This is a genomic window from Streptomyces sp. NPDC047043 (assembly GCF_040644055.1).
GTDB lineage: Bacteria > Actinomycetota > Actinomycetes > Streptomycetales > Streptomycetaceae > Streptomyces.
Genome location: NZ_JBEYVO010000019.1, coordinates 98,979 through 113,837 on the forward strand (window position 1 = coordinate 98,979; position 14,859 = coordinate 113,837).

At 71.4% G+C, this 14,859-nt stretch carries 15 protein-coding genes; 8 read left to right on the forward strand and 7 right to left on the reverse strand.

All coding sequences use genetic code 11. The annotated features are described in order from the left end of the window. Positions 1–80: 80 nt before the first annotated feature. Genes ABZ880_RS28550 through paaA form a run of 5 tightly spaced genes read right to left on the reverse strand, consistent with a single transcriptional unit; the run spans position 81 to position 3,676 of the window. Positions 81–1,142: a 2Fe-2S iron-sulfur cluster-binding protein gene (locus tag ABZ880_RS28550; RefSeq protein ID WP_361268104.1), complete on the reverse strand. Its 1,062-nt coding sequence runs from the start codon at positions 1,140–1,142 to the stop codon at positions 81–83. Then, positions 1,142–1,684 (reverse strand): 1,2-phenylacetyl-CoA epoxidase subunit PaaD, encoded by a 543-nt coding sequence (gene paaD / locus ABZ880_RS28555; protein ID WP_361268107.1) that lies wholly within the window; start codon positions 1,682–1,684, stop codon positions 1,142–1,144. The genes ABZ880_RS28550 and paaD overlap by 1 nt, the downstream gene beginning before the upstream one ends. After that, a complete protein-coding gene (paaC, locus tag ABZ880_RS28560; protein WP_361268110.1) occupies positions 1,678–2,400 on the reverse strand; it encodes a 1,2-phenylacetyl-CoA epoxidase subunit PaaC in 723 nt (240 codons plus the stop codon). The genes paaD and paaC overlap by 7 nt, the downstream gene beginning before the upstream one ends. Beyond that, complete coding sequence (paaB, locus tag ABZ880_RS28565; RefSeq protein WP_020130608.1) at positions 2,397–2,684, reverse strand: 1,2-phenylacetyl-CoA epoxidase subunit PaaB; 288 nt, start codon at positions 2,682–2,684, stop codon at positions 2,397–2,399. Before paaB ends, paaC begins: the two co-directional genes overlap by 4 nt. Then, the gene (paaA, locus tag ABZ880_RS28570) at positions 2,681–3,676 is read right to left on the reverse strand and encodes a 1,2-phenylacetyl-CoA epoxidase subunit PaaA (protein WP_361268114.1); all 996 of its coding nucleotides are present in this window, start codon (positions 3,674–3,676) and stop codon (positions 2,681–2,683) included. Before paaA ends, paaB begins: the two co-directional genes overlap by 4 nt. Positions 3,677–3,972: 296 nt before the next feature. Between paaA and ABZ880_RS28575 the strand changes: the two genes are divergently transcribed. Genes ABZ880_RS28575 through ABZ880_RS28585 form a run of 3 tightly spaced genes read left to right on the forward strand, consistent with a single transcriptional unit; the run spans position 3,973 to position 6,743 of the window. Further along, positions 3,973–4,755, forward strand: a complete 783-nt coding sequence (locus ABZ880_RS28575; protein WP_361268117.1) for a DUF5819 family protein — start codon at positions 3,973–3,975, stop codon at positions 4,753–4,755. Further along, on the forward strand, positions 4,752–5,966 hold the full coding sequence (locus tag ABZ880_RS28580) for an HTTM domain-containing protein (protein WP_361268120.1): 1,215 nt from the start codon (positions 4,752–4,754) through the stop codon (positions 5,964–5,966). Before ABZ880_RS28575 ends, ABZ880_RS28580 begins: the two co-directional genes overlap by 4 nt. Positions 5,967–5,999: 33 nt before the next feature. Further along, entirely contained in the window at positions 6,000–6,743 is a 744-nt protein-coding gene (locus ABZ880_RS28585; protein ID WP_361268123.1) for a TrmH family RNA methyltransferase, read from the forward strand. Here the strand turns inward: ABZ880_RS28585 and paaN are convergent. Next, entirely contained in the window at positions 6,740–8,431 is a 1,692-nt protein-coding gene (paaN, locus tag ABZ880_RS28590; RefSeq protein ID WP_361268125.1) for a phenylacetic acid degradation protein PaaN, read from the reverse strand. The genes ABZ880_RS28585 and paaN overlap by 4 nt on opposite strands. A gap of 160 nt (positions 8,432–8,591) precedes the next feature. Between paaN and ABZ880_RS28595 the strand changes: the two genes are divergently transcribed. Together ABZ880_RS28595 and ABZ880_RS28600 are read left to right on the forward strand one after the other, a co-directional pair. Further along, positions 8,592–10,109 carry a 3-hydroxyacyl-CoA dehydrogenase gene (locus ABZ880_RS28595; RefSeq protein WP_361268128.1) on the forward strand — a complete coding sequence of 506 codons (1,518 nt, stop codon included), beginning with the start codon at positions 8,592–8,594 and terminating at the stop codon, positions 10,107–10,109. Then, on the forward strand, positions 10,106–10,696 hold the full coding sequence (locus ABZ880_RS28600; RefSeq protein WP_361268131.1) for a TetR/AcrR family transcriptional regulator: 591 nt from the start codon (positions 10,106–10,108) through the stop codon (positions 10,694–10,696). The genes ABZ880_RS28595 and ABZ880_RS28600 overlap by 4 nt, the downstream gene beginning before the upstream one ends. An 18-nt stretch (positions 10,697–10,714) precedes the next feature. Here the strand turns inward: ABZ880_RS28600 and ABZ880_RS28605 are convergent, their stop codons facing one another. After that, positions 10,715–11,200, reverse strand: coding sequence for an Lrp/AsnC family transcriptional regulator (locus ABZ880_RS28605; RefSeq protein ID WP_361268417.1), 486 nt, complete (start codon positions 11,198–11,200; stop codon positions 10,715–10,717). 191 nt (positions 11,201–11,391) lie between these two features. Between ABZ880_RS28605 and pdhA the strand changes: the two genes are divergently transcribed. Genes pdhA through ABZ880_RS28620 form a run of 3 tightly spaced genes read left to right on the forward strand, consistent with a single transcriptional unit; the run spans position 11,392 to position 14,839 of the window. Then, a complete protein-coding gene (gene pdhA / locus ABZ880_RS28610) occupies positions 11,392–12,525 on the forward strand; it encodes a pyruvate dehydrogenase (acetyl-transferring) E1 component subunit alpha (RefSeq protein ID WP_361268134.1) in 1,134 nt (377 codons plus the stop codon). Further along, positions 12,525–13,529, forward strand: a complete 1,005-nt coding sequence (locus ABZ880_RS28615; RefSeq protein WP_361268136.1) for an alpha-ketoacid dehydrogenase subunit beta — start codon at positions 12,525–12,527, stop codon at positions 13,527–13,529. Before pdhA ends, ABZ880_RS28615 begins: the two co-directional genes overlap by 1 nt. Further along, on the forward strand, positions 13,529–14,839 hold the full coding sequence (locus ABZ880_RS28620; RefSeq protein WP_361268139.1) for a dihydrolipoamide acetyltransferase family protein: 1,311 nt from the start codon (positions 13,529–13,531) through the stop codon (positions 14,837–14,839). The genes ABZ880_RS28615 and ABZ880_RS28620 overlap by 1 nt, the downstream gene beginning before the upstream one ends. Positions 14,840–14,859: the final 20 nt, after the last annotated feature.

Genomic DNA, 14,859 nt, shown 5'->3' on the forward strand with positions numbered 1-14,859 from the left:
CTGATCTGACGGACCGTCAAGATAGAACAGGTTCTAGAAGAAGGGAACGGTCCGCCAACTCCCGAACAGCTGCCGTGGGTTCACCGGTCGAAGTCCAGCTCCACCTTCTCCGTCACCGGATGCGACTGGCACGCCAGCACATAACCGGCCTCCGTCTCCTCCGGCTCCAGTGCGAAGTTGCGGTTCATGCGGACCTCGCCGCCGACCAGGAAGGCCCGGCACGTCCCGCACACTCCGCCCTTGCAGGCGTAGGGCGCGTCGGGCCGGTTGCGCAGGACCGTCTCCAGCAGGGACTCGCCGTCCTGCACGGGCCAGGTGCCGCCGCGGCCGTCGAGCCGGGCGGTGACCGTGCTGTGCGCGGGGGCGGTCACGGTGACTGTGGGGGCGGCGGCGTCCACGTGGAAGATCTCCTCGTGGATGCGGGTGCGGGCGACGCCGAGTCCGCGCAGGGTCCGCTCGGCCCCCTGCACCAGCCCGTAGGGCCCGCACAGGAACCAGCCCGCCACCTGCTCCATCGGCAGCAGCGCGGGAAGCAGCCCGGTCAGCCGCTCCTGGTCGAGCCGCCCGGACGGCAGTCCTGCCTGCTGCTCCTCCCGGGACAGCACTGTCACCAGCTGGAACCGCTGCGGATGGCGGTCCTTCAGGTCGGCGACCTCGTCCAGGAACATCGTCGAGGCCGCCGTACGGTCGCTGCGTATCAGGCAGAACCGGGCCTCCGGCTCGCGCGCCAGCAGCGTCGAGACGATCGACAGCACCGGGGTGATGCCGCTGCCGCCGACGATCGCGGCATAGAGGCCGGGCGCCGGGTCGAGGGTGAAGCGGCCGGCCGGGATCATCACCTCCAGCTCGTCGCCGACGTTGATCTCCTTCAGCGCGTACGTCGAGAAGGCACCGCCGTCGACCAGCCGCACCCCGACCCGAAGGGTGCGCGGACCCTCGCCGTCGGCGGCGGGTGCCGGGGAGCAGATCGAGTAGGTGCGCCGTATCTCCTGCCCGTCGACCAGGCGCCTCAGGGCCAGGTGCTGGCCCGCCGCGTGCCGGTAGTCCTCGCGGAGCTCCGGGGGCACGGTGAAGGTGAGGGCCACGGAGTCGTCGGTGAGCCGGTCGACCGCCGCCACCGGGAGCGCGTGGAAGCGGGCCATCACAGCTCCTTGAAGTGGTCGAAGGGTTCACGGCAGGCGAGACAGCGCCGCAGTGCCTTGCACGCGGTGGAGGAGAAGCGGCTGAGCAGTTCGGTGTCGGTGCTGCCGCAGTGCGGGCAGCGGATCGGGTCGGGCTCGGGGGCGCCTTCGTCGGCGAGCGTGCGGGTACGCCCAAGCTCCAGGGCCACGGGGCCGGAGTCATGCTCTGTCGTGCGTGGCGGTGCGATGCCGAACTCCCTGAGTTTGCGACGCCCTTCGGCCGTGATGTCGTCGGTCGACCAGGCGGGCAGCAGCACCTTGCGGACGGTCACCTCGCGCATGCCGTGCGCGTGCAGCACCCGCTCTATGTCCAGGGACATTGCCTCGACGGCCGGGCAGCCGGTGTACGTCGGGGTCAGCTCGACCTCGACCGAGTCGGCGCCGCGCAGATGCACCGCGCGCAGCACGCCCAGCTCCTGGAGGGTGAGCACCGGCAGTTCGGGGTCGGGCACCGAGCCGGCGATCTCGAGGAGTTCCGCCTCCACGGCGGTGGTCGTCACCATGACGCCCCCGGGTGACTGCGGTGCAGATGCTGCATCTCGGCGAGCATCCGCCCGAAGGGCTCGGTGTGCACGCCCTGGCGGCCCGCGCCTGCCGTCCACGCGCCGGTCCGCGGCCCCTCGGGGACGGTCAGGGTCGCCCTGCGCAGTACGTCAGTGACGGACTCGAGCCATACCGTCTCCATCCCGAACCCGTCGACGTCCAGCCCGTCCACCGGCTGGAACATCTCGCCGGTGAACCGCCACAGCGCCGTGCATGCGCGCTGCATCCGCTCGTGGCCGACCTCCGTGCCGTCGCCGAGGCGCAGGGTCCACTGCTCGGCGTGGTCGCGGTGGTAGGCGACCTCCTTGACGGCCTTCGCGGCGAGACCGGCGAACGGGCCGTCCCCGGCGGCCAGTTCGGCATACAGCAGGTGCTGATAGGTGGAGAAGTAGAGCTGGCGGGCGATGGTGTGGGCGAAGTCGCCGTTCGGTTGTTCCACCAGCTGGAGGTTGCGGAAGGCGCGCTCCTCGCGCAGATACGCGAGCTCGTCCTCGTCGCCGGCCATCGACAGCAGCACCCGGGCCTGGCCCAGCAGGTCCAGCGCGATGTTGGCGAGGGCGACCTCCTCCTCCAGGACGGGCGCGTGGCCCGCCCACTCACCCAGGCGGTGCGAGAGCACCAGGGCGTCGTCGCCCAGGGCGAGGGCGGCGGCGTTCGCGGTCACGTCGACGGTCACAGGTGCTTCACCCCTTCCGGGATCTCGTAGAACGTCGGATGCCGGTACGGCTTGTCGGCGGACGGCTCGAAGAACGGGTCCTTCTCGTCCGGCGAGGACGCCGTGACCGCGGACGAGGGGACGACCCAGATCGAGACGCCTTCGCCGCGCCGGGTGTACAGGTCGCGGGCGTTGCGCAGGGCGAACTCCGCGTCCGGCGCGTGCAGGCTGCCGGCGTGGGTGTGCGAGAGGCCGCGGCGCGAGCGCACGAAGACCTCCCACAGGGGCCAGTCGGTGTTCGTCATGCTCGGGTCGCTCCTGTCTCGCCGGTGTGCTTGGCCGCGTAGGCCGCGGCCGACTCCCGTACCCAGGCGCCCTCTTCATGGGCCCGCCTGCGCTGGGTGATCCGCTGTTCGTTGCACGGGCCGTTGCCCTTGAGGACCTCCCGGAACTCCGTCCAGTCGATCGCGCCGAAGTCGTAGTGACCCCGCTCCTCGTTCCACTTCAGGCCCGGGTCGGGCAGGGTCAGGCCCAGTGACTCGGCCTGGGGGACGCAGATGTCGACGAAGCGCTGGCGCAGCTCGTCGTTCGAGTGCCGCTTGATCTTCCACGCCATCGACTGCGCCGAGTGCGCGGACTCGTCGTCGGGCGGGCCGAACATCATCAGGGACGGCCACCACCAGCGGTTCACCGCGTCCTGCGCCATCGCGTGCTGCTCGGGGGTGCCGCGGCCGAGGGCCAGCAGCAGCTCGTACCCCTGGCGCTGGTGGAAGGACTCCTCCTTGCAGATGCGGATCATCGCGCGCGCGTACGGGCCGTAGGAGCAGCGGCACAGCGGGACCTGGTTGGTGATCGCGGCGCCGTCCACCAGCCAGCCGATCGCGCCTACGTCCGCCCAGGTCAGCGTCGGGTAGTTGAAGATCGAGGAGTACTTCTGGCGGCCCGAGTGGAGCTTGTCGAGCAGCTCGTCGCGGCCGGTGCCGAGGGTTTCGGCCGCGCTGTAGAGGTAGAGGCCGTGTCCCGCCTCGTCCTGGACCTTGGCCATCAGGATGGCCTTGCGGCGCAGCGAGGGCGCGCGCGTGATCCAGTTGGCCTCCGGCTGCATGCCGATGATCTCGGAGTGGGCGTGCTGCGCGATCTGGCGGACCAGCGTCGCGCGATAGGCGTCGGGCATCCAGTCGCGCGGCTCGATGCGCTCGTCGGCCGCCACGGCGGCGTCGAAGGCACGCTCGTACGCACCGGTGGCGGTGGTGTCTTCCTCGGTGTCGTACGTCTGGTGCGCGGCTGCTGTCGCCATGAGGCCCCCTCTACCTGGACTCTGCCCGGAGCTGGCTCCCGACCGATCGTTCGGTTCGTGCGATTCCATGGTGAGACGGGCGCCGTAAGGTGTCAACCGCTGTGGATAACCTGCGCACGTGCCCTGTGGACAAGTGGGGGAGATCACGTGCGCCGCGGCGAGGTCTTCCGAGAGGGGCTGTGCGGCGCGGGCGGGCCTGAGTACCGTTCCCGTGCGAGTGCGGGCCGGCGGTGTGCACAGGCAGTACGGTGCCCCGCGGCCGGGCGGCCGGAAGAGGGACCGGGAGACGGGGCGGAATGGACGCGTACGGCACAGACTCGGACGCCCGGCAGGGGCCGGACGAGCCGGGCAGTGCGCCCGATGCGGGCAGCGCGCCCGAGCCGGCCGATGTGGCTGCGCCGAGCGGTGCGCCCGGGCCGCTCCCCGAGCCCCGCGCCGGTGTGGCCGCCCTCTCCCTGCGCTACCAGATCGGTGCCGCGCTGGCGCTCGCCGTCGTCGCCGTCGTCGTCTGCGTGCACGTCGGCATGGTCTTCCTGCACGTCGCGCCGTCGAACACGGTCACCAAGGCGCACGGCAAGGCGATCGACGACTGGATCTACCCGGAGTTCGAGCAGAACTGGAAGCTGTTCGCCCCGAACCCGCTGCAGCAGAACATCTCGGTCCAGGTCCGCGCCGACATACGGACCGGGGACGGCGGGCTGCGCACCACCGGCTGGTACGACCTGTCCGCCGAGGACGGCCGGGCCATCGACGGCAATCTGCTGCCCAGCCACACCGAGCAGAACGAACTGCGCCGGGCCTGGGACTTCCTCATTGCCACGCACGACGGCAACAACCGCCCGACCGGGCTGCGCGGCGCCCTGTCCGAGGCGTACATACGGCGCATCGTGGTGCTGCGCCTGGACCGCGAGGACGCGGCCGGAAAGGGCGGCGTCATCGACAGGGTCCAGGTCCGTTCCCGTACCACCAATGTGACCCCGCCGAAGTGGAGCCAGGAGAAGATCTCGGACCAGCCGGTGTACCGCGTGCTGCCCTGGTGGCCGGTCGCGGCCTCGGACACCGACGGAGGCGCCGAGTGAACCGCTTCACGCTGTCGGTGTCCGCCGGCATCGCCCGCATCACCGAGGCGGCGCTCGGCCCGTACCAGACCGCTGTGGTCCGCATCGGCTTCAGCGCGACGTGGCTGCTGTTCCTGCTGCGCGAGTTCGCCCACCGCGAGGAGCTCTACGGCCCCTCCAGCCCGTGGAGCTGGGACCTCGCCCAGCAGCTGATCGCCTCCAACAGCGCCTTCACGGCGCTGATGTGGTCCGACGGACCGGGCTGGTTCGAGTTCGTCTACGCGCTCGCCGTCCTGTCGAGCGTCCTGCTGCTGCTCGGCTGGCGCACGCGCGCGATGTCCGTGGTGTTCATGGTCGGCGTGCTCTCGCTGCAGAACCGCAGCGTCTTCATGGGCGACGGCGGCGACAACGTCCTGCACCTGATGTCCGTCTACCTCGTGTTCACGCGCTGCGGCCAGGTCTGGTCGCTGGACGCGCGGCGGGCACGGCTCGCGCGCGAGGCACGCGCGCGTGGAGAGCGCGTTTCGGACCGAGTCGGGCCCGCACTGTGGGGCGTGCTCGGGTTCGCGCTGGTCGCGGCGACCGCCGGCGGCCGCTTCGACGGTGTCGGCCCGACCGTGCCGGTGATCCTGTGGGGCGTGTGGCTCGCGCACGCCGTGTGGTGGGTCGTCGGCCGCCGCGCGAGGACCGCGCAGCCACGGATCCTGCTGGACGTCATCGCCAACATCGTGCACAACGGCGCCCTCTTCGTGATCATGGCCGAGGCCTGTCTGATCTACGCGACGGCCGGCTGGTACAAGATCCAGGGCACGCGCTGGCAGGACGGCACCGCGGTCTACTACCCCCTCCACCTGGACTACTTCTCACCCTGGCCCGGGCTCGCCGACCTGCTGTCCTCCAGCGGCACGATGGTGATGCTCGTGACCTACGGGACCGTCATCGTGCAGGTCGCCTTCCCGTTCACGCTGTTCAACCGGCGGGTCAAGAACGCCCTGCTGGCGGCCATGATGACCGAGCACGCCGTGATCGCCGTCGTCCTCGGGCTGCCGTTCTTCTCGCTGGCGATGATCGCGACGGACGCGGTCTTCCTGCCGACGTCGCTGCTGCGCCGCCTCGGCGACCGGGCGGCACGCGCGCGTGGGCGCGTCCTCGCCCGCCGCGGCCGTACGGCGCCGTCCGCGCCGCGCGCCCCCGAGAATCCCGAACCCACGCATGCGAGCTCCACGGCGTGAACGCCCTGCACATGCGCACGTAGGCTGCACGCCATGACCGACCCCGTGAGTGCTTGGCACCGCCTCGCAGACACCTGTGTGCTGCTCGACGGCTTCCACGCCCTGAAGCACGCCGTGCGCTTCGCAGCCGAGGTCCCGGTGGCGGTCACCGCCGACCGGCGGGCGGCGCTCGCCCTCGCCGACGAGCTGGCCCCCGACGTACGGGACACGCTGGCCGCACTCCTCAGCGAGGTGCCGGAGGCGACGTACCGGAGCCTGGTCCCGCGCCCGCATCCCACCGCCGTGGCCGCCCTGGCCGTACGGCCGCCTCGCACGGACAACCTCGAGAAGCTGGCGCACACCCCGCGCACCGCGCCCGTCGTGGTCCTCGACAACCCGCGCAACCTCGGCAACGCGGGCGCCGTGATCCGCCTGGCCGCCGGTTTCGGCGCGACCGGCGTGGTCACCACGGGCACGCTCGACCCGTGGCATCCCACCGTCGTGCGCGGCGGCGCGGGACTGCACTTCGCGACGGCCGTGGAACGACTGGACGTCGACGAGCTGCCGGCGGGCCCGCTGTTCGCGCTCGACCCGGAGGGCGACGACATCCGGGGCGTCAAGCTCCCCGACGACGCCGTCCTCGCCTTCGGCTCCGAGCGCAGCGGGCTGTCCGCCGGACTACGCGCGCGTACCGACCACTTGCTGTCCCTGCCGATGCGCCCCCAGGTCTCCAGCTACAACTTGGCGACGAGCGTGGCGATGACGCTGTACCACTGGAGCGCGACGGCTGCCTTCTAGGCCTCCCGGCGCACTTCCACCACCCGGAAGCGGTTGGCGACGAACGCCCCGTCGGTGAGGGCGGCGTTGGCCGCCGGGTTGCCACCGGACCCGTGGAAGTCGGAGAACGCGGCCGTCTGGTTGACGTACACCCCGCCCGTGAGGTTCAGCGACAGCTGGGCCGACTCCTCCAGGCAGACCTCCTGGACCGCCTGCTCGACCTCCTCGTCGGTCGTGTACGCCCCGACCGTCATCGCGCCCTTCTCACGGATGGTGCGCCGCAGCAGCTCCGCGCCGTCCGCCGCCGAGTCGACCGCGACCGCGAAGGAGACCGGGCCGAAGCACTCGCTCATGTAGGCGGCCTCGTCGTCCGGCTTGGCGCCGTCCAGCTTCACGATCACGGGTGTGCGCACGACCGCGTTCGGGAACTCCGGGTTGCTGATCTCCCTTGACGCCAGGGCGACTTCACCGAGACCGGCAGCGGCCTCCAGACGCGCCTTCACGTCCGGGTTGACGATGGCGCCGAGGAGCGCGTTCGCGCGCGCGTCGTCACCGAGCAGGCCGTCGACCGAGCGGGCGAGGTCGGCGACGACCTCGTCGAAGGTCCGGGGACCCTCGTCGGTGCGGATGCCGTCCCGGGGGATCAGCAGGTTCTGCGGGGTCGTGCACATCTGGCCGCTGTACAGGGACAGCGAGAACGCCAGGTTGGACAGCATGCCCTTGTAGTTCGCGGTCGAGTCCACGAGCACCGTGTTGACGCCGGCCTTCTCGGTGTAGACCTGCGCCTGGCGGGCGTTGGACTCCAGCCAGTCGCCGAACGCCGTCGAGCCGGTGTAGTCGATGATCCGGATCTCCGGACGGGTGGCCAGCGTCTTCGCGATGCCCTCGCCGGAGCGCTCGGCCGCCAGCGCCACCAGGTTCGGGTCGAAGCCGGCCTCGGCGAGCACCTGGCGCGCGACCTGCACGGTGAGCGCGAGCGGCAGCACCGCGCGCGGGTGCGGCTTCACCAGGACCGCATTGCCGGTGGCCAGCGACGCGAACAGGCCCGGGTAGCCGTTCCACGTCGGGAACGTGTTGCAGCCGATGACCAGCGCGATCCCGCGCGGGACCGGCGTGAACTGCTTGGTCAGCGCGAGCGGTTCGCGCTTGCCCTGGGGCTTGGTCCACTCCGCCGTGTCCGGTGTACGGACCTGCTCCACGTACGCGTACGCCACCGCCTCCAGGCCGCGGTCCTGCGCGTGCGGGCCGCCCGCCTGGAACGCCATCATGAAGGCCTGGCCGCTGGTGTGCATGACCGCGTGCGCGAACTCGTGCGTCCGGTCGCTGATCCGCTTGAGGATCTCCAGACACACCACCGCGCGCGCCTCCGCGCCCGCGTCCCGCCAGGCCTTCTGGCCCGCCTTCATGGCGGGCAGCAGCACGTCGACGTCCGCGTGCGGGTACTCCACGCCCAACTCGATGCCGTACGGCGACACCTCGCCGCCCACCCAGTCGTCCGTGCCGGGCTGGCCGAGGTCGAGACGGGTGCCCACCAGGGCGTCGAAGGCGGCCTTGCCCGCCGCCATGTCCAGGCTGCCGTTCTCGCCGTAGGCCTTGGGGTGCTCGTGGTGCGGGGACCAGTACGCGCGTGTGCGGATCGCTTCCAGCGCCTGGTCGAGGGTGGGCCGGTGCTTGGCGATCAGCTCGTGCGCGGTCAGTTCGGCGGCCATGCGGGACCAACTCCTCGTCTTGTGAACTCTTCGTTGAGCTCATGACCTGGGCAGAAACATGGGCAGGAACAGCCAGTCAGAGTTAGAGTAACCGAACGATCGGTCGGGACAAGGGGGCCTGCCGCATCTGTGGAAAACCCCGTGCGGGAGGATCGCGCACATGACAGCACTCGACCTCAGCAGCCCCGTGGCCGTCGTCGGCACCGGCACCATGGGCCAGGGCATCGCCCAGGTCGCGCTGGTCGCAGGCCATCGCGTACGGCTGTACGACGCCGTCCCGGGGCGCGCCCTGGAAGCGGCCGAAACCATCGGCGCGCGCCTCGACCGGCTCGTCGAGAAGGACCGGCTCACGGCCGCCGACCGGGACGCGGCACGCGCGCGCCTGCTGCCCGCCGCGGAGCTCGCCGACCTCGCGGACTGCTCCCTGGTCGTCGAGGCCGTCCTGGAGCGGCTGGACGCCAAACAGGAGCTCTTCGGCAAGCTCGAGGACATCGTGGGCGAGGACTGTCTGCTCGCCACCAACACCTCGTCCCTGTCGGTGACGGCCATCGGCGGCGCCCTGCGCAACCCCGGCCGCTTCGTCGGCCTGCACTTCTTCAACCCGGCGCCGCTGCTGCCGCTCGTCGAGGTCGTCTCCGGGTTCGCCACCGACGTCACGTCGGCCACGCGCGCGTACGAGATGGCGCGCGCCTGGGGCAAGACGCCGGTCGCCTGCGCCGACACCCCCGGCTTCATCGTCAACCGCATCGCCCGGCCCTTCTACGCCGAGGCCTTCGCGGTCTACGAGGCCCAGGGCGCCGACCCGGCCACCATCGACGCGGTGCTGCGCGAGTCCGGCGGCTTCCGGATGGGCGCCTTCGAACTGACCGACCTCATCGGCCAGGACGTCAACGAGTCCGTCACCCACTCCGTGTGGCAGTCCTTCTTCCAGGACGTGCGCTTCACGCCCTCGCTCGCCCAGCGGCGCCTCGTGGAGTCCGGCCGGCTCGGCCGCAAGAGCGGGCACGGCTGGTACGACTACGGCGACGAGGCCGAGAGCGCCGAGCCGCACACCGCCGAGAAGCAGCAGCGGCCCGCGTACGTGGTCGCCGAGGGCGACCTGGGTCCCGCGTCCGAACTGCTCGCGCTGATCCGCGAGGCGGGCATCCAGGTGCGCGAGGAGGAAGAGGACCACGGCACCCGCCTGGTGCTGCCGGGCGGCGGCCAGCTGGCCCTCGCCGACGGTCAGACCTCGGTGGAGTTCCGGGACGTCGTCTACTTCGACCTCGCCCTGGACTACCGCAGGGCCACCCGTATCGCCCTGTCCGCCTCACAGGACACCTCGCCGCAGACCCTCGCCGAGGCCACCGGCCTCTTCCAGGCGCTCGGCAAGGACGTCAGCGTCATCGGCGACGTCCCCGGCATGATCGTCGCCCGCACGGTCGCCCGGATCGTCGACCTCGCGCACGACGCCGTCGCCAAGGGCGTGGCCACCGAGGAGGACATCGACACCGCGATGCGCCTGGGCGTCAACTACCCGCTCGGCCCCTTCGAATGGAGCCGCAGGCTCGGCCGCAACTGGGCGTACGCCCTCCTCGACGACCTGCATCTGCGCGACCCCTCGGGGCGCTACGCTCCGTCCCTCGCGCTGTACCGCCATGCGTACGCCACCGACAAGCGGGAGGGCAGCACGTCATGACCACCGCCAAGCGCGACACGTACACCCCGGAGACGCTGCTGTCCGTCGCCGTCCAGGTCTTCAACGAGCGCGGCTACGACGGCACCTCCATGGAGCACCTCTCCAGGGCGGCGGGCATCTCCAAGTCGTCGATCTACCACCACGTGGCCGGCAAGGAGGAACTGCTGCGCCGCGCGGTCAGCCGGGCCCTCGACGGGCTCTTCGGGATCCTCGACGAGGAGCACGCGCGCGTGGGGCGCGCCGCCGAGCGCCTCGAGTACGTCGTGCGGCGCATGGTCGAGGTGCTGATCGGCGACCTGCCGTACGTGACGCTGCTGCTGCGTGTGCGCGGCAACACGGACACCGAGCGGTGGGCGCTGGACCGGCGCCGCGACTTCGACCACCAGGTGGCCGAGCTGCTGAAGGCGGCGGCTGCCGACGGGGACGTGCGCGGCGACGTCGAGGTGCGGCTCGCGACGCGGCTGGTCTTCGGGATGATCAACTCGATCGTCGAGTGGTACCGCCCCGACGGGCGCGGGATGAGCGAGCGCGAAGTGGCCGACGCGGTGGCGCAGCTGGTCTTCGGCGGCCTGCGCAAGGAGGCCTGAGAGAGCCGCAGAAAGGGTTCAGCCCTGCGGCTCCAGGTCCTCCTCCTCGAACACCAGCAGCGTGCGGGTGCTGAGCACCTCGGGCATGGCCTGGAGCCGGGTGAGCACCAGCTCGCGCAGCGCCTTGTTGTCGGGTGTGTGGACGAGCAGCAGTACGTCGAAGTCACCGCCCACCAAGGCGATGTGGGAGGCACCGGGCAGCTGTCTGAGCTGTTCCCGCACCGTGCGCCAGGAATTCTGGACGATCTTCAGGGTGATGTAGGCAGAGGTGCCCTGACCAGCGCGTTCGTGGTTGACGCGGGCGCCGAAGCCGCGGATGACGCCGTCCTCGATGAGGCGGTTGATACGCGCGTAGGCGTTCGCGCGCGACACGTGCACCCGTTCCGCGACCGACCGTATCGACGCGCGGCCGTCGGCCTGGAGCATCTGCAGGATGTCCGAATCGATGGCGTCGAGCGGACGCGGCAGCGGCAGGGGACTTCCGCCTTCCGACCCTTCGGCCATTTGTTCAGGTGCCATGTCCCCCCGCCTCCCTACCATGGACGTACTGCGTTCATTTGAGGTTGTGGAGAACCGATTGTCCACAGCCCGAAGGGGCCTGTAGCCAAAATGTGCCGACGACCGAACAATCGGTAGGTGAGGCGCGACACACACCCGTGGTGCGCCTGAAGCCGCTCCCACGAGGAGGTGCCGTCATGACGGTCATGGAGCAGCGGGGCGCGTATCGGCCATCGCCGCCGCCCGCCTGGCAGCCCCGCACCGACCCCGCGCCGCTGCTGCCCGACGCGGAGCCCTACCGAGTCCTCGGCACCGAGGCCGCCGGAAAGGCCGACCCGGCCCTGCTGCGCCGCCTGTACGCCGAGCTGGTGCGCGGCCGCAGGTACAACGCACAGGCCACCGCCCTCACCAAGCAGGGCCGGCTCGCCGTCTACCCCTCCAGCACCGGCCAGGAGGCCTGCGAGGTCGCCGCCGCGCTGGCCATCGAGGAGCGCGACTGGCTCTTCCCCAGTTACCGCGACACCCTCGCCGCCGTCGCCCGCGGACTGGACCCCGTCCAGGCGCTCACCCTGCTGCGCGGCGACTGGCACACCGGCTACGACCCGCACGAGCACCGCGTGGCCCCCCTGTGCACTCCCCTCGCCACCCAGCTCCCGCACGCCGTGGGCCTCGCGCACGCCGCACGCCTCAAGGGCGACGACGTGGTCGCGCTCGCCCTGGTCGGCGACGGCGGCTCCAGCGAGGGCGACTTCCACGAGGCGCTGAACTTCGCCGCCGTCTGGCAGGCCCCGGTCGTCTTCCTCGTCCAGAACAACGGCTTCGCGATCTCCGTACCGCTCGCCAAGCAGACCGCGGCGCCGTCGCTGGCCCACAAGGCCGTCGGCTACGGCATGCCCGGCCGCCTGGTCGACGGCAACGACGCGGCCGCCGTGCACGAGGTCCTCACCGACGCCGTGCGGCACGCGCGTGAGGGCGGCGGCCCGACGCTGATCGAGGCGATCACCTACCGCGTGGACGCCCACACCAACGCCGACGACGCGACCCGCTACCGCGGCGACGCCGAGGTCGAGGCCTGGCGTGCGCACGACCCCATCGCGCTCCTGGAGCACGAGCTGACCGAGCGCGGCCTGCTCGACGAGAACGGCATACGGGCCGCACGGGACGCCGCCGAGACCATGGCCGCCGACCTGCGCGAACGCATGAACCAGGACCCGGTGCTCGACCCGATGGACCTGTTCGCCCACGTCTACGCCGAGCCCACCCCGCAACTGCGCGAGCAGCAGGCCCAGTTGCAGGCCGAGCTGCACGCGGAACACGAAGGCGGCCACTGATGACCACCGTCGCCGTCAAGCCGGCCACCATGGCGCAGGCCCTCACGCGCGCGTTGCGCGACGCCATGGCCGCCGACCCCACCGTGCACGTCATGGGCGAGGACGTCGGCACCCTCGGCGGTGTCTTCCGGGTCACCGACGGGCTCGCCAAGGAGTTCGGCGAGGACCGCTGCACGGACACGCCCCTGGCCGAGGCCGGCATCCTCGGCACCGCGGTGGGCATGGCGATGTACGGCCTGCGCCCGGTGGTGGAGATGCAGTTCGACGCGTTCGCGTACCCCGCCTTCGAGCAGCTGATCTCGCACGTCTCCCGCATGCGCAACCGCACCCGCGGCACGATGCCGCTCCCGATCACCATCCGTGTCCCCTACGGCGGCGGAATCGGCGGCGTCGAGCACCACAGCGACTCCTCCGAGGCGTACTACATGGCGACTCCGGGGCTCCATGTCGTCACGCCCGCCACGGTCGCCGACGCCTATGGCCTGCTGCGCGCCGCCATCGCCTCCGACGACCCCGTCGTCTTCCTCGAGCCCAAGCGCATGTACTGGTCGAAGGACTCCTGGAACCCCGAGCACCCGACGGACGTTGAACCGATAGGCCGCGCGGTGGTGCGGCGCTCGGGCCGGAGCGCCACGCTCATCACGTACGGACCGTCGGTTCCCGTCTGCCTCGAAGCCGCCGAGGCGGCACAGGCCGAGGGGTGGGACCTCGAAGTCGTCGACCTGCGCTCACTGGTGCCGTTCGACGACGAGACGGTCGGCGCCTCGGTGCGGCGGACCGGGCGCGCGGTCGTCGTGCACGAGTCGGGCGGGTTCGGAGGCCCGGGCGGGGAGATCGCGGCCCGTGTCACGGAGCGCTGCTTCCATCACCTGGAGGCGCCGGTGCTGCGCGTGGCCGGGTTCGACATCCCCTACCCGCCGCCGATGCTGGAGCGTCACCACCTGCCCGGCGTGGACCGGATCCTGGACGCCGTGGGGCGTCTGCAGTGGGAGGCCGAGAGCTGATGGCACAGGTGCTCGAGTTCAAGCTCCCCGACCTCGGGGAGGGGCTCACCGAGGCGGAGATCGTGCGCTGGCTGGTGGAGGTCGGCGACGTCGTCACGGTCGACCAGCCGGTAGTCGAGGTCGAGACTGCCAAGGCGATGGTCGAGGTGCCCTGCCCCTACGGCGGTGTGGTCACCGCCCGCTTCGGCGAGGAGGGCACGGAACTGCCCGTCGGGGCACCGCTGATCACGGTGGCGGTGGGCGCACCGGTCCCGGCCGGCGAGACCGAGGCCTCGGAAACCAAGGGCTCGGGCAACGTGCTCGTGGGCTACGGCACTTCCGAGGCGCCCGCCCGGCGGCGCAGGGTCCGTCCGGGCCAGCCGGTGTCCGCTGCGGTGAACGGGCGGTCCACGACTCCCGAAGCGGTCGAGGGACCCGTCCCCGTGATCTCGCCCCTGGTCCGTCGCCTCGCCCGGGAGAACGGTCTCGACCTGAGGGAGCTCGCCGGCTCCGGACCCGACGGGCTGATCCTCCGGGCGGACGTCGAGTACGCACTGCGGGCCGCTGCCGCGCAGGGCCGGGCGACGGCACCCCCCGAGCCTCGGAAGGCACCGGCGCCTGCACAGACCGCACCCGGCGCCACCGGCATCCGCGTCCCCCTCAAGGGCATCCGCGGAGCCGTCGCAGACAAGCTCTCCCGCAGCCGCCGGGAGATACCGGACGCGACCTGCTGGGTGGACGCCGACGCGACAGAACTCATGCGCGCGCGGACGGCGATGAATGCCGCCGGCGGCAGCAAGATCTCCCTGCTCGCCCTCCTGGCAAGGATCTGCACCGCCGCCCTCGCCCGCTTCCCCGAGCTCAACTCGCAGGTCGACACGGAGGCCAGGGAGGTCGTCCAGCTCGACCACGTGCACCTCGGCTTCGCCGCGCAGACCGAGCGGGGCCTGGTCGTACCGGTCGTCCGGGACGCCCATGCGCGGGACGCCGAACTGCTGACCGCCGAGTTCGCCCGCCTGACCGAGGCGGCCCGCGCGGGAACCCTCACACCCGGGGAACTCACCGGCGGGACCTTCACGTTGAACAACTACGGAGTGTTCGGCGTCGACGGCTCCACGCCGATCATCAACCACCCCGAGGCGGCCATGCTCGGCGTCGGCCGCATCGTCCCCAAGCCGTGGGTGCACGAGGGCGAACTCGCGGTGCGGCAGGTCGTCCAGCTCTCGCTCACCTTCGACCACCGGGTCTGCGACGGCGGCACGGCGGGTGGCTTCCTGCGGTACGTGGCGGACTGCGTGGAACAGCCGGCGGTGCTGCTGCGCACACTCTGATCCCGCCGGATCGGCGGTCT